Source organism: Rhodococcus pyridinivorans, from assembly GCF_900105195.1.
In the GTDB taxonomy this organism is placed as follows: domain Bacteria; phylum Actinomycetota; class Actinomycetes; order Mycobacteriales; family Mycobacteriaceae; genus Rhodococcus; species Rhodococcus pyridinivorans.
Genome location: NZ_FNRX01000002.1, coordinates 1,737,493 through 1,751,571 on the forward strand (window position 1 = coordinate 1,737,493; position 14,079 = coordinate 1,751,571).

Annotated in this window: 16 protein-coding genes and 4 tRNA genes; all 20 read left to right on the top strand. The window is 65.2% G+C overall.

The annotated features are described in order from the left end of the window. Window position 1 precedes the first annotated feature (1 nt). The 20 genes from BLV31_RS08625 (at window position 2) to BLV31_RS08720 (ending at window position 14,079) form a co-directional block, all read left to right on the top strand. A tRNA-Tyr gene (locus tag BLV31_RS08625) sits at window positions 2-84 on the top strand. A 307-nt stretch (window positions 85-391) separates the two neighbouring features. Further along, window positions 392-464: transfer RNA gene (locus tag BLV31_RS08630), tRNA-Thr, on the top strand. Between the two features lie 43 nt (window positions 465-507). Next, window positions 508-583: transfer RNA gene (locus BLV31_RS08635), tRNA-Met, on the top strand. A gap of 59 nt (window positions 584-642) precedes the next feature. Beyond that, on the top strand, window positions 643-810 hold the full coding sequence (gene rpmG / locus BLV31_RS08640; protein ID WP_003941903.1) for a 50S ribosomal protein L33: 168 nt from the start codon (window positions 643-645) through the stop codon (window positions 808-810). A gap of 84 nt (window positions 811-894) precedes the next feature. Beyond that, window positions 895-1,470 carry a (3R)-hydroxyacyl-ACP dehydratase subunit HadA gene (hadA, locus tag BLV31_RS08645; protein ID WP_006552294.1) on the top strand — a complete coding sequence of 192 codons (576 nt, stop codon included), beginning with the start codon at window positions 895-897 and terminating at the stop codon, window positions 1,468-1,470. After that, the gene (gene hadB / locus BLV31_RS08650) at window positions 1,457-1,882 is read left to right on the top strand and encodes a (3R)-hydroxyacyl-ACP dehydratase subunit HadB (protein ID WP_064062019.1); all 426 of its coding nucleotides are present in this window, start codon (window positions 1,457-1,459) and stop codon (window positions 1,880-1,882) included. The genes hadA and hadB overlap by 14 nt, the downstream gene beginning before the upstream one ends. A 179-nt stretch (window positions 1,883-2,061) precedes the next feature. Further along, window positions 2,062-2,134, top strand: a tRNA-Trp gene (locus BLV31_RS08655). A gap of 32 nt (window positions 2,135-2,166) precedes the next feature. Beyond that, entirely contained in the window at window positions 2,167-2,592 is a 426-nt protein-coding gene (gene secE, locus BLV31_RS24650) for a preprotein translocase subunit SecE (protein ID WP_024101687.1), read from the top strand. Between the two features lie 50 nt (window positions 2,593-2,642). Then, window positions 2,643-3,479 carry a transcription termination/antitermination protein NusG gene (nusG, locus tag BLV31_RS08665; protein ID WP_006552291.1) on the top strand — a complete coding sequence of 279 codons (837 nt, stop codon included), beginning with the start codon at window positions 2,643-2,645 and terminating at the stop codon, window positions 3,477-3,479. A 95-nt stretch (window positions 3,480-3,574) separates the two neighbouring features. Continuing rightward, window positions 3,575-4,009, top strand: coding sequence for a 50S ribosomal protein L11 (rplK, locus tag BLV31_RS08670; RefSeq protein ID WP_006552290.1), 435 nt, complete (start codon window positions 3,575-3,577; stop codon window positions 4,007-4,009). Window positions 4,010-4,125: 116 nt separating this feature from the next. Continuing rightward, entirely contained in the window at window positions 4,126-4,839 is a 714-nt protein-coding gene (rplA, locus tag BLV31_RS08675; RefSeq protein ID WP_006552289.1) for a 50S ribosomal protein L1, read from the top strand. 398 nt (window positions 4,840-5,237) lie between these two features. After that, window positions 5,238-5,765, top strand: coding sequence for a 50S ribosomal protein L10 (rplJ, locus tag BLV31_RS08680; RefSeq protein WP_006552288.1), 528 nt, complete (start codon window positions 5,238-5,240; stop codon window positions 5,763-5,765). Window positions 5,766-5,888: 123 nt separating this feature from the next. Continuing rightward, complete coding sequence (gene rplL / locus BLV31_RS08685; RefSeq protein WP_003937621.1) at window positions 5,889-6,275, top strand: 50S ribosomal protein L7/L12; 387 nt, start codon at window positions 5,889-5,891, stop codon at window positions 6,273-6,275. A gap of 312 nt (window positions 6,276-6,587) precedes the next feature. After that, a complete protein-coding gene (locus tag BLV31_RS08690; protein WP_041803793.1) occupies window positions 6,588-7,664 on the top strand; it encodes an ABC transporter ATP-binding protein in 1,077 nt (358 codons plus the stop codon). Between the two features lie 67 nt (window positions 7,665-7,731). Further along, on the top strand, window positions 7,732-8,523 hold the full coding sequence (locus BLV31_RS08695) for an MlaE family ABC transporter permease (RefSeq protein ID WP_006552286.1): 792 nt from the start codon (window positions 7,732-7,734) through the stop codon (window positions 8,521-8,523). 4 nt (window positions 8,524-8,527) lie between these two features. Continuing rightward, complete coding sequence (locus BLV31_RS08700; RefSeq protein WP_024101684.1) at window positions 8,528-9,388, top strand: MlaE family ABC transporter permease; 861 nt, start codon at window positions 8,528-8,530, stop codon at window positions 9,386-9,388. After that, entirely contained in the window at window positions 9,385-10,758 is a 1,374-nt protein-coding gene (locus BLV31_RS08705) for an MCE family protein (protein WP_064062020.1), read from the top strand. Before BLV31_RS08700 ends, BLV31_RS08705 begins: the two co-directional genes overlap by 4 nt. Continuing rightward, window positions 10,755-11,834 (top strand): MCE family protein, encoded by a 1,080-nt coding sequence (locus BLV31_RS08710; protein WP_024101683.1) that lies wholly within the window; start codon window positions 10,755-10,757, stop codon window positions 11,832-11,834. Before BLV31_RS08705 ends, BLV31_RS08710 begins: the two co-directional genes overlap by 4 nt. Then, on the top strand, window positions 11,831-12,829 hold the full coding sequence (locus BLV31_RS08715; RefSeq protein WP_064062021.1) for an MCE family protein: 999 nt from the start codon (window positions 11,831-11,833) through the stop codon (window positions 12,827-12,829). Before BLV31_RS08710 ends, BLV31_RS08715 begins: the two co-directional genes overlap by 4 nt. Continuing rightward, window positions 12,829-14,079, top strand: a complete 1,251-nt coding sequence (locus BLV31_RS08720) for an MCE family protein (RefSeq protein ID WP_064062022.1) — start codon at window positions 12,829-12,831, stop codon at window positions 14,077-14,079. The genes BLV31_RS08715 and BLV31_RS08720 overlap by 1 nt, the downstream gene beginning before the upstream one ends.

Below are 14,079 nucleotides of genomic sequence, written 5' to 3' on the forward strand. Positions count from 1 at the left end.
CGGCAGGTTGCCCGAGCGGCCAATGGGAGCGGACTGTAAATCCGTCGGCTTACGCCTACGTAGGTTCGAATCCTACACCTGCCACCGGAACGGCCCCGGTTCTTCGGAACCGGGGCTGTTCTGCATTCCGGGGCCCTTCGGTGCGGGCTCCGGAGTGTGGGTCCTGCTCTCCCCGAGGTTCCGGGCGGCTCGGCACGCGGTGCCGTTCCGCCTCGCGCCCGATGCCTCCCGCCGGCCCGCCGCGCGCGTATGTGTGGGCACGGGTGGGTGCGGGTGGGCAGAGGTCGGAGAGGAGCGGCGTTTATGCGCCTCTACCAGCGGATTTTGCACCAGGACCGAGTGTGTGTAATCTTTTGGAGGCCGCAGCGAGCAGAGATGCTCCGGAGGCCACGCCCCCTTAGCTCAGTCGGCAGAGCGTTTCCATGGTAAGGAAAAGGTCGACGGTTCGATTCCGTCAGGGGGCTCGCTGGATTGAGGTGCCGCCTTCGTAGCGACACTCGGCACCGAGGCGGTGTAGCTCAGTTGGTAGAGCAAACGACTCATAATCGTTGCGTCGCCGGTTCAAGTCCGGTCACCGCTACCAAAAGTTCATTGATCCACCCTGATCGATACTGATCGGATTGACGCGAAAGAAGGCATCCCGTGGCCTCCTCTACTGACGTTCGGCCGAAGATCACCTTGGCCTGCGAGGTGTGCAAGCACCGCAACTACATCACGAAGAAGAACCGTCGCAACGACCCCGACCGGCTCGAGCTGAAGAAGTTCTGCCCGAACTGCGGTACGCACCAGTCGCACCGCGAGTCCAAGTAGCCGGTCGCAACGACGTCGACGCATAAGGTCTCCGCAATACCGACCGTGCCAGTTGGCGTCGTCGGAATTGCGGAGGTTTTGCGTATGACGAACATACTCGAGAACCAGGAATCGGTGGACGCGACCGAACAGGCCGGGATCCCGTTCGATGCCGCCGCGCACGCCAAGTCCATGGTCGGTCACCACTACCGGGTGGGCGACTACTACGAGGTCGGTCGCGAGAAGATCCGCGAGTACGCCCGTGCCGTGCGCGATTCGCATCCGGCCCATCACGACGACGACGCAGCCCGGGGGCTGGGATATGACGGAGTGATCGCGCCGCTGACCTTCGTCTCGATCGTCGGCATGATCGCGCAGCGCAAGCTGTTCGAAGAGGTCGTCACCGGCTACGACCTGAGCCAGATCATGCAGACCGACCAGCGGATGGTCTACCACCGCCCGATCCAGGCCGGCGACAGGCTGTTCTGCGACGTCTACCTCGACGATTTCCGGCAAGCTGCCGGCAGCGACATCATCACCACCAAGAACGTGATCACGGATCAGTACGACAATCTCGTGCTCACCTCCTGGACGACGCTCGTCGCCCGTTCCGGTGGCGAGGTCGACGACAACATCGCGCACGCGGTCAAGGATGTGGTGATGCACAGTGACACTCCGTAGCTTCGCGGATGTCGCGGTAGGGGACGAGCTTCCGTCGAAGGTCGTCACGCTCACGCGCGGAAATCTGGTCAACTATGCAGGTGTGTCGGGTGATCCCAACCCGATCCACTGGAGCGACAAGGTGGCCGAACTGGCCGGCTTGCGCGACGTCGTCGGGCACGGCATGCTCTCGATGGGCATCGCGGCCGGCTTCGTCACGGAGTGGCTGGGAGACCCCGGCGCGGTGACCGAATACAATGTTCGGTTCACCAGTCCGGTATATGTGGAGGCCGTCAAGGCCGCCGAGATCGAGTTCACCGGCAAGATCAAGTCGGTGGACGCGGAGAGCAAGACAGCAGTGGTCGCTATCGTGGCGAAGTCCGACGGTCGTAAGATCTTCGGTCGCGCCACGGCAACGGTCCGTTTGGCCTGACGGCCGAGCGGATTGGGTTTGTCCCGGGGCAATGCAGTACACTTAGGCTTCTGGGATCGCATAGCAGCGCGCTGCTCTACGAAGGCCGTAACGGCCCGACGGGGTAGCGCGCGTGTCATGTGGTCGCAGATGGGTCGGTTCCGGACACTCGCTTCGTACGAGTGTGGATGTCCGACCAGAGGGGCGTAGCTCAATTGGCAGAGCAGCGGTCTCCAAAACCGCAGGTTGCAGGTTCAAGTCCTGTCGCCCCTGCCCCCGGACTGCCAGCGACCGAGAGGAACGATGTGAGCGAGGAGCGCGGTCAGCGCCACAGCGGCACCGCAGGGAACATTCCCGGCGACGCTGGAACGGCTACCGGCGCGACCCCCGACGGTTCTTCCGCGGCTGCTCGGCCGACCGGCAAGCGGGCCACCCGTCGTGGTGCAGCCGATCCCTCGGCATCCACGACGAGTGCTGTGTCCATGAAGAAGACGTCGCGTTCGGCCACGGCCGTGAGCGATCGTCCCGCCGCGAAGTCCGAGAACATCTTCAAGCGACTCGTGCGCTTCTTCCGTGAGGTCATCGCCGAGCTCCGCAAGGTGATCTGGCCCAACCGCAAGCAGTTGACCACCTACACGCTCGTGGTCCTTGCGTTCGTGACCGTCATGACGGCGTTCATCTTCGGATTGGATCTGGCGTTCGTACAGGGCGTCAGCTGGTTGTTCGGTTAGCGCCTGTCCGCGCGAGACGAAAAATGTGATCGACGAGAGGAAAGTGCCCGGTGAGCACCCCCGAGAACGACTCGTACGAGGCTTCGGCCGAGGAGCACGTTTCGGACGAGGCCTTGGTTGACGACGTGACGGCCGAGTCGGCGGATGCGGACACCGAGGTCTCCGAGTCCGACGCTGCTGTCGAGTCCGGCACCGATGCCGAGACCGATGTCGAGGTCTCCGACGCAGCGGAGGGCACCGACGACGCCGCCGCCGAAGAGGACGAGGTCGACCCGGCCGAGGCCCTCGAGAAGCAACTGCGGCGCGAGCCCGGCGACTGGTACGTCGTGCACTCCTACGCCGGCTACGAGAACAAGGTCAAGACCAACCTCGAAACCCGCGTCCAGAACCTCGACCTCACCGAGTACATCTTCCAGGTCGAGGTGCCGACCGAAGAGGTCACCGAGATCAAGAACGGTCAGCGCAAGCAGGTCAACCGCAAGGTCCTGCCCGGCTACATCCTCGTCCGGATGGAACTCAACGACGAGTCGTGGGGCGCCGTCCGGAACACCCCCGGCGTGACCGGCTTCGTCGGAGCCACGTCGCGTCCGTCGCCGCTGACGATCAAGGAGGTCGTGAAGTTCCTCCTCCCGCAGCAGGCGAAGAAGAAGCCGGCGGCCGGTGCTTCGACCGCAGGCGAGCAGGCTCCCGCCGCCGCTGCGAAGCCCGCCATCGAGGTGGACTTCGAGGTCGGCGAGTCGGTCACCGTGATGGACGGCCCGTTCGCGACGCTGCCCGCCTCCATCAGTGAGGTCAACGCCGAGCAGCAGAAGCTCAAGGTCCTGGTGTCGATCTTCGGCCGTGAGACTCCCGTGGAGTTGTCGTTCAACCAGGTGTCGAAGATCTGACGATCCCCAGGATCCGACGGCGCCGGCATCCGGCGCGCACAAGCTTGCAGTAGCAGTACGCAAGAACCACACCGAGCACGAAACTAGGAATAGAGATGCCCCCCAAGAAGAAGAAGATCGCCGGGCTCATCAAGCTCCAGATCCAGGCCGGCCAGGCCAACCCGGCTCCGCCGGTCGGCCCCGCGCTGGGTCAGCACGGCGTCAATATCATGGAGTTCTGCAAGGCGTACAACGCGGCGACCGAGTCGCAGCGTGGCAACGTCGTGCCGGTCGAGATCACGGTCTACGAGGACCGTTCGTTCGACTTCAAGCTGAAGACTCCGCCGGCCGCGAAGCTCCTGCTCAAGGCCGCAGGCGTGCAGAAGGGCTCCGGCGAGCCGCACAAGACCAAGGTCGCCAAGGTGACCATGGATCAGGTGCGCGAGATCGCCAAGACCAAGCAGGAAGACCTGAACGCCAACGACATCGAGGCTGCCGCGAAGATCATCGCCGGCACCGCTCGGTCGATGGGCATCACGGTCGAGGGCTGAGCCCCTCGCTGTTCCGGGGCTCCGTCCCCGGGCTTGCATAGCACTCGTGGGAGGGCCGGCCAGGCCCGCTACCACGCCCGAACCATTCACCTGCCGGTGAGAAGTTAGGAAAGAACATGGCAAAGCGCAGCAAGGCATACCTCGCCGCGGCCGAGAAGATCGACTCGGACAACCTGTACAGCCCCCTCGCAGCTGCGAAGCTCGCGAAGGAGACCAGCTCGAAGAACTACGACGCCACCGTCGAGGTCGCCATGCGACTCGGTGTGGATCCCCGCAAGGCGGACCAGATGGTGCGCGGCACGGTCAACCTGCCGCACGGCACGGGTAAGACCGCTCGCGTCATCGTCTTCGCGGTGGGCGAGAAGGCTGCCGAGGCCGAGGCCGCAGGTGCCGACGTCGTGGGCGCCGAGGATCTGATCGAGCGCATCCAGGGCGGCTGGCTGGACTTCGACGCCGCGATCGCGACCCCCGACCAGATGGCGAAGGTCGGTCGTATCGCCCGCGTCCTCGGTCCCCGTGGTCTGATGCCGAACCCGAAGACGGGCACGGTCACCCCGGACGTCGCGAAGGCCGTCACCGACATCAAGGGTGGCAAGATCAGCTTCCGCGTCGACAAGAACGCCAACCTGCACTTCGTGATCGGCAAGGCCTCGTTCGACGAGACCAAGCTGGTCGAGAACTACGCTGCTGCTCTGGACGAGGTGCTCCGCGCCAAGCCGTCCAGCGCGAAGGGCCGCTACATCAAGAAGGTCACGATCGCTACGACCACCGGCCCGGGCATCCCGGTGGATCCGCAGCGCACCCGCAACCTCCTCGAGACCGCGGAGTAATTCGCACTGCACGCAGTGGATGTGCGTCCTGAAGCGGCCGGTACAGCATCGCTGTGCCGGCCGTTTTGCATCTCGTGCACATCGTCCGCTACAGTGGTGGGGTAGTTCGGCGTGCGCCGATCTTCACCCCGATCATGTTCTACCCAAGACCGTTGGTCACCGAATCCGCGTGCGGATCGGTTGAAGGTCCGGAGTTGTCCGGCGGCCCACGCAGGAGGACGAGGTTAGGGGAGATACGAACCGCGATGTGCCTTCCGGGTGCATTCGAGTTCCTCCTCCTTGTATGCCCCGTGTGCCCTGCGCCGGGGCGTTCGTCGTTTTCCGGTCCCGGCGGTCGTCCGGTGGGGCGTCCCACTCGGGACACCGGGAAAACGACTGTTACTGAGAGGAGGCGAAGTATGGCAAAGCCCGAGAAGGTTTCCGCAGTTGCGGAGATCACCGAGCAGTTCAAGACCTCCACCGCTGCCGTGATCACGGAATATCGTGGTCTGTCGGTGGGAAGTCTGACCGAGCTGCGTCGCGCTCTCGGAGAGGGTGCCACCTACTCCGTCGCCAAGAACACCCTGGTCAAGCGTGCCGCCGCTGAGGCGGGCGTCGAGGGTCTCGACGATCTGTTCGTCGGTCCGACCGCCATCGCGTTCGTCAAGGGCGAAGCGGTGGATGCTGCGAAGGCTCTGAAGAACTTCGCGAAGGACAACAAGGCTCTCGTCATCAAGGGCGGCTACATGGACGGCGCTGCGCTGTCCGTGGAGCAGGTCAACCAGATCGCGGACCTCGAGTCCCGCGAGGTGCTGTTGGCCAAGCTCGCCGGCGCGATGAAGGGCAACTTGGCAAAGGCCGCAGGCCTGTTCAACGCCCCCGCTTCGCAGGTGGCCCGCCTCGCGGCCGCTCTGCAGGAGAAGAAGGCGGGCGAAGAAGCCGCCTGACGCTGATCCGCATCACTGCGAATCTGCATCACCGCGAAAGATACATCCACGCGTGCTCCGGCACGCACCATCCCATCCGGTCGCGGATCAGCGACATGGGACTTATCAGGAAGGACCGCCACCATGGCGAAGCTCACCACCGAAGAGCTGCTCGACGCGTTCAAGGAACTGACCCTGCTCGAGCTCTCGGAGTTCGTCAAGGCATTCGAGGAGACCTTCGAGGTCACCGCTGCTGCTCCGGTTGCCGTCGCTGCCGCCGGTGCTCCGGCCGCTGCTGCCGAGGCCGAGTCCGAGCAGGACGAGTTCGACGTCATCCTCGAGGGTGCCGGCGACAAGAAGATCCAGGTCATCAAGGTCGTTCGCGAGATCGTCTCCGGCCTGGGCCTGAAGGAAGCCAAGGACCTCGTCGAGGGTGCTCCGAAGCCGATCCTCGAGAAGGTCGCCAAGGATGCTGCCGACGCTGCCAAGGCCAAGCTCGAAGAGGCCGGCGCCAAGGTCACCGTCAAGTAAGACGGTTTCCGAACTTTCCGTCGAGCGTTCCGACGCTCTCCGGAACGGTTCCGCACAGGGCCGTTTCCGCGAATTCATTTCGCGGAAACGGCCCTTCTGCATTTCGGGCATGAATGCCGAGTGATATGTCCGTTATCGGCAGAAATCGACATCTACGCCGTGTTCATGCAGGTCACGGCGTAAGTCGAGACACGCGTACCCCCTTGTACAACGTCCTTACTCATGAGTAGGATCGCGTGTCACAGGTACCACTATCCATGCGATAGAGTGGCCCAACGCACACGGGGGCGACGGTATCGGACAGCGGAGGTGATCGTGGGAGTCGAGGTTTCCGTCGAGGGACTGACCAAGTCCTTCGGCTCGCAACGTATCTGGCAGGACGTGACGTTGACGTTGCCGGCCGGTGAGGTGTCCGCGTTGCTCGGGCCGTCGGGTACCGGTAAGTCGGTGTTCCTCAAGTCGTTGATCGGTCTGCTGCGCCCGGAGGAGGGCTCGATCGTCATCGACGGCACCGACATCCTGCAGTGCTCCTCGAAGGAGCTCTACGAGATCCGCAAGTTGTTCGGGGTGCTGTTCCAGGACGGTGCGTTGTTCGGGTCGATGAACCTCTACGACAATGTCGCCTTCCCGTTGCGTGAGCACACCCGCAAGTCCGAGTCGGAGATCCGGCAGATCGTGATGAGCAAGCTCGAGCTCGTCGGTCTGCTCGGCGCCGAGGACAAGTTGCCCGGGGAGATCTCCGGGGGGATGCGGAAGCGCGCCGGTCTGGCGCGGGCGTTGGTGTTGGATCCGGAGATCATTCTGGTGGACGAGCCGGATTCGGGTCTCGATCCGGTGCGCACGACCTATATTTCGCAGACGTTGATCGATATCAATGCGGAGATCGATGCGACGATCCTGATCGTGTCGCACAACATCAATCTGGCGCGCACGGTGCCGGACAACATCGGGATGTTGTTCCGCCGGCAGTTGGTGATGTTCGGTCCGCGTGAGGTGTTGCTGACTTCGGATGAGCCGGTGGTCAAGCAGTTCCTCAACGGCACGATGATCGGTCCGATCGGGATGTCGGAGGAGAAGGACGAGGCGACGATGGCGCACGAGCAGGCGCTCGTCGAGGCGGGTCATCATGCCGGTGGTGTGGACGACGTCGAGGGGATCGTGCCGCAGATGCAGGCGACTCCGGGGATGCCGGAGCGGCAGGCGGTGGCGCGTCGGCAGGAGCGGGTGCGGTCGATCCTGCACAACCTGCCCCCGGCCGCCCAGAGCGCCATCCTCGAGTCGCTCGATCACAACGGCGCGCCCCACACAGCCCGGGGCTATGCCGACGACGACACCCAGATCATTCCCGCATATACCGGAGAGAGATACGAGCAGCAGGCCCAGCAGTAGCACCAGCCGCAGCAGTGGTACAGCGTCAGCAGTGGTACAGCCGCAGGCTGGAGAAGTAGGAGAGTAGATGGGGGCGGGCAGCTCGCTCGTGCGGCCGGTTCACGGCGCACTCACCCAGGCCGGCAACATCGTCGAACTGTTCGTCGACGTCGTGCGGAACACCTTCCGCCGACCGTTCCAGTTCCGGGAATTCATCGAACAGGCGTGGTTCATCGCCAGTGTCACGATTCTTCCGACGGCGCTCGTCGCGATCCCGTTCGGCGCCGTCGTGTCGCTGCAGACCGGCTCGCTGATCAAGCAGCTCGGCGCCGAATCGTTCACCGGTGCCGCGAGCGTCCTGGCGGTCATCCAGCAGGGCAGTCCGATCGTGACGGCTCTGCTGATCGCCGGTGCCGCCGGCTCCGCGGTCACCGCCGACCTCGGATCGCGGACGATCCGCGAGGAGATCGACGCGATGGAGGTGCTGGGCATCAATCCCATCCAGCGCCTCGTCGTCCCGCGAGTACTGGCGATGGTGCTCGTCGCGCTCCTGCTCAACGGTCTCGTCTCCGTGATCGGCATCGCCGGCGGCTACTTCTTCAACGTGGTGCTGCAGGGCGGTACCCCCGGCGCCTACCTCGCCTCCTTCTCCGCCCTGGCGCAGCTACCCGACCTCTACGTCGCCGAACTCAAGGCTGCGATCTTCGGGTTGATCGCCGGCGTCGTCGCGTCCTACAAGGGGCTGCACCCCGGTGCAGGCCCGAAGGGCGTGGGGGAGGCCGTGAACCAGACTGTCGTCATCACGTTCCTGCTGCTCTTCTTCGCGAACCTGATCCTGACGATGGTGTACCTGCAGATCGTTCCTGCGAAGGGATCCTGACCAGATGACAGTCTCCAGAGGCCGCGGAGATCTCGTTCTTCTCCGGGGTCGCCGAGCGGTGCGCGCACCGCTGAACGTGCTCGACCGCGCGGGGGACCAGATGTCCTTCTACGCGCGCGCCGTCGCGTGGACCCCGCGAACCCTCACCCACTACCGCAAGGAAGTCCTGCGGTTGCTCGCCGAGGTCACCTTCGGCAGCGGTGCACTCGCCGTGATCGGTGGCACCATCGGCGTCATCGCGATGATGTCCGGTTTCACCGGCGTCGTTGTGGGTCTGCAGGGTTACGCCGCGCTCGAGCAGCTCGGCTCGTCGGTGCTCACCGGCTTCCTCTCGGCCTACGTCAACACCCGTGAACTGGCCCCGATCGTCGCGGCGCTCGCGTTGTCGGCGACCGTGGGCTGCGGCTTCACGGCACAGCTCGGTGCCATGAGGATCAGCGAGGAGATCGACGCCCTCGAGGTGATGGCCGTGCCGTCGCTGCCGTTCCTGGTGACCTCCCGGATGATCGCCGGCTTCGTCGCCGTGATCCCGCTGTACATCATCGGTCTCCTCGCGGCCTATCTCGCGACCCGCACGATCAGCACGCTGTTCAACGGCCAGTCGAGCGGATCGTACGACCACTACTTCTATCTGTTCCTCCCACCGGAGGATGTGTTGTATTCGTTCGCGAAAGTGCTGGTCTTCGCGTTCGTGGTCATCCTCATCCACTGCTACTACGGTTTCCACGCCAGCGGCGGTCCCGCCGGCGTCGGGGTGGCCGTGGGCCGCGCGGTACGTACCGCGATCGTGACGATCGCGATCCTCGACTTCTTCCTCAGCCTCGCGATCTGGGGCACGACGACCACGGTGAGGGTGGCCGGATGAGCGACACGACCACTTCGCCCTTGCGTCGCCGCACCCTGGGATTGATCTTCTTCGTGGTGCTGGCGCTGTTCCTGTACGTCACGATCGCGATGTACAACAAGACGTTCACGAAGGTCGTGAAGGTCGACCTCCGCACCGACAGCATCGGCAACGCCCTGCCGCTCAACGCCGACGTCAAGGCACGCGGTGTGCTCGTCGGCGAGGTCCGCGGAACGAGCGCGGAAGGCGGCGACGTCACCGCGCATCTTGCGCTCGACCCCGACAAGGCCGAACTGATCCCGGTCAACGCCACCGCACAGCTGCTGCCGAAGACCCTCTTCGGTGAGCGCTACGTCTCGCTGATCATCCCCGACGATCCGGGGCGTCCCGTCACGAACGGCGATGTGCTGGTGCAGGACACGAGCGAGCGCACCGTCGAACTCGGCGACGTGCTCGACGGGCTGCTCCCGCTCCTCGAGGCCGTCCCGCCGCAGGACCTCGCCAACACGCTCGGCGCCCTGGCCCAGGGACTGAGCGGACGCGGCGAGAAGCTGGGACAGACGGTCGACGACCTCGAACAGATCCTCCGCGAGGTGAACGGCGAACTGCCCACACTGCAGGAGGATCTGCGCGGACTCGCCGATTTCTCGCAGACCTACTCCGAGGCCGCACCGGATCTCGTCGAGGCGCTGAACAACCTGCGCACGACGGGTGGCACGGTCGTCGAACAGCAGAACCAGATCCGCACGCTGCTTGCGAGCGCGACGGGAGCGTCGTCGCAGACGGCCGATTTCATCGAGCAGAACTCGAACTCGATCATCACGCTGTCCGCCGATTCGAAGGAGGCGCTGCAGCTGCTCGCCCGTTACTCGCCGTCCTTCCCGTGCACCTTCGAGGGATTCGCCGACGCGAAGCCGGCCGCCGTCGATCTGCTCGCGGCCGACGATCCGTTCCCGGGTGTGCGCGCGAACATCCAGTTCACGAACCCGAAGGGCCGCTACCTGCCGAACCAGGACGAACCGCGTCTGCTCGACGATCGCGGACCGGCCTGCTACGACGACGTGACCGCGCCCGGCCGCAACTTCCCGCAGTATCCGGGCGGTTCGATCAACGACGGTTCGTACCAGGTGCCGTCGCGTAATCCCGGCCCCGAGACCATCGATTTCTTCCCTGCCCCGGCAGGATCCGGCGTCCCCGACGACGTCGGTGAGATCATCGGCACCTCGGACGGCGGCGCGACTCCCGTCTCGTACGCCGGCTCGCGTCTGGAACAGGACACGCTCGACGTCATCTACGGACAGGCCACCGGTGTCGACCCCGAGGAGGTCCCGTCCTGGACCACCCGGCTCGGCGCTCCGGCGATCCGCGGTACGGAGGTGAGCTTCCAGTGAGAGGTCTCGCAGCACCCCTGATCAAACTCATCGTGTTCGCCGTGGTCACCGTCCTCGCGACCGGTGTCCTCGCCGCGACCATCGCCAATGTCGGCGGTGGGGGAGGAACGAAGTTCCACGCGATCTTTTCCGACGTCACCTCACTCAACAAGGGCGACGACATCCGCATCGCGGGTGTCCGCGTGGGGCAGGTCGAGGAGATCTCGGTCTTCGACGAACGGCAGGCGCGGGTCACCTTCTCGCTCGAGGAGCGCGACTGGCTCCCGGCCGGTGCCACCGCGACCATCCGGTTCCGCAATCTCGTCGGCCAGCGTTACATCGCGCTCGGTCAGGGTGAGGGCGCGCAGGGCGAGAAGATCACGGGCGGCGATACGATCCCGATCGAGCGTACGAAGCCGGCGGTGAACCTCACGACGCTCTTCGACGGCTTCCGGCCGTTGTTCCAGACGCTGAGCGCCGACGACGTCAACAAGCTCTCGTTCCAGATCATCCAGGTCTTCCAGGGTGAGGCCGGAACGATCGACGATCTGGTGCGCAGCACCGCGTCGCTGACCAACACCATCGCCGACAAGGACCGCGTGATCGGTGCGGTGATCGACAACCTCAACACCGTCCTGGCCACGATCGACCAGCGCGACGAGCAGCTCGATTCGCTGCTGGTCAACACGCAGGCACTCGTCAGCGGGTTGTCGGCCGACCGGGCGACCGTCGGTTCGGCCGTGGCGTCGATGGCGGGGCTGACCGACGCGGTCTCCGACGTCCTCGAGCCCACCCGCCCGTCGATCGCACAGTCGATCACGGCGCTCGAACAGGTCACTTCGAATCTCAACGCGAACCGCGACGAGGTCGACCGCGTCCTCGAGACGTTGCCGGTCAAGCTCGACAAGCTCGGGCGCGTGGCCAGCTCCGGTTCGTGGTTCCAGTTCTACCTGTGCGGTATCGACATCATCGCAGGTCCCGGTTCGGTCCCGTATCTGAATCTGCCGACGGGGCTGCCCACCGTGAACCAACCCATCTACACGAATGCGGCGAAGCGTTGCTCGCAAGAGGGGATGCAGGAGTTGCAGGGACGATGAGCAAACGTCGCAGTCCGGCCGCCGCCGGTGCCCTGGGCATCGTCGTGGTGCTGCTGGGGACACTGTCCGCCTTTTTCCTCGACGAACTGCCCATTATCGGGGCGGGCGCGACCTACGAGGCCGAGTTCAGCGAGGCCGCGGGTCTCAAACCCACCAACGAGGTGCGTATCGCCGGCGTGAAGGTCGGCAAGGTCACCGGAGTCGACCTCGAGGGCGACCGCGTGATCGTCTCGTTCAAGGTCCAGGACGCGTGGGTCGGGAACGACACGGCGGCCTCCATCCAGATCAAGACGATCCTCGGACAGAAGTATCTGGCACTCGAGCCGCGGGGTACGGAGGTGCTCGACCCGGACGACCGGATCCCGCTCGACCGGACGGTCGCGCCGTACGACGTGATCGAAGCGTTCTCGTCGGCGGCCACGACCCTCGGCGAGATCGATTCCGAGCAGCTCGCGACCGGCTTCCAGACCCTGTCGAAGGCGTTCTCGGAGACACCCGACGACATCCGGGCCTCGCTCGACGGCATCAGCCGCCTGTCCGAGACCGTCGCGAGTCGTGACCAGGAGCTGAAGAAGCTCCTCGACGCGACCGGCAATGTCTCGAAGGTGCTCGCCGACCGCAACGCCGAGTTCAACCGGTTGCTCTCCGACGGTGCGCTGCTCGTCGCGGAACTGAACAATCGGCAGGAGGCGATCTCCCAGTTGCTCGATGGCACCAAGCGGTTGTCGGCCGAGCTCTCCGGGCTCGTCGAGGAGAACCGCGAGACCATCGGTCCCGCCCTGCAACAGTTGCGCGGCGTCGTCGACGTCCTCCAGGAAAACAACGACAACCTCGATCGGGCCATGGAGCTGTACGAGCCGTTCGTGCGTGTCTACACCAACGTCGTCGGCAACGGCCGGTGGTTCGACCAGGTCGTCGTGAACCTGACCCCGCCGGGCCTACCGGAGATCCCCGGTTACCGCGAGCCCGGTCGCCGCCTGGAAGGGGGCAACTGATGGCACACGCCGAGAACGGCGAGTCCCGCAGCAATCGCGGGCGCATCGCGCTGCTCGCAGCCGTCGTCGCGGGCGTGGTGGCCCTGGCCGGAGCGGGCTGGTGGATGTTCGCCCGACTGGGCACCACCGAGATCACCGCTTACTTCGACAATGCCGTCGGCATCTACGAGGGCTCCGACGTGCGGGTGCTCGGCGTCGAGGTGGGGAAGGTGACCTCCGTCGAACCGCAGGGCGACCTCGTGAAGGTCGGTCTGCGGGTGAACCGCGGCGTCGACATCCCGGCCGACGCCCGCGCCGTGCAGATCACCCCGTCGGTCGTCGCCGACCGTTACGTACAGCTCACCCCTGCCTACACCGGTGGCGACACGATGAGCAGCGGTGCGGTGATCGACCGCGAGCGCACCGCCACCCCTGTGGAGGTCGACGAGCTCTACGCGAGCATCGACGAGCTCTCCCGCGCGCTCGGTCCCGACGGCGCGAACCGCGAGGGCGCGCTGACCGACTTCGTCGAAGTCGGTGCGGAGAACCTCGCCGGCAACGGTGAGGCCCTCGGGCAGAGCATCGAGAACCTGTCGGCCGCCGCGCGCACGCTCGACCAGTCGCGCGACGACCTCTACGGCACGATCGAGAACCTACAGGTGTTCGTCAGTGCTCTCGCGGCCAACGACGAGCAGGTGCGCCAGTTCAATGCGCAGCTCTCGGACCTGTCGGGATTCCTGGCGGGGGAGCGGCAGAACCTCGGTGAGGCGCTGAACACACTGTCGGTCACGCTCGGCGACGTCGCGACGTTCGTGCGCGACAACCAGGCGGCCGTGAAGGACAACGTCGACGCACTCGTGCCGATCACGGAGACCCTGGCTAACCGCCGGCAGGAACTCGTGAATTCGCTGACGCTGCTCCCGCTCGCGGTGAGCAACCTCGTCAACTCGTACGACGCCGAAGCAGGTGTGCTCGCATCGCGGCTCGTGCTGCCCGACCTGCAGGACCCTGCGGGAGCGGTGTGCAAGCTCATCGATCTCGGCAATCTCGTGCCCGGCGACGAGCGTTTCGAGCAGCTCGGCCGGCAGATGCAGCCGCTGATCGACCGGTGCCGCGACGTCGCCACGCAGATCACCGAGGACCAGCGGTCCCCGGATCTGATCCTGCCGTTCGGTGTCCTGAGCGGTGAGAACATCCAGCGGCAGGTCACCCCGGGCACGGTGCCCGGCGTGGTCTCGCCTCGGCTCGACCTCCGGGGAGGAGATCGGTGA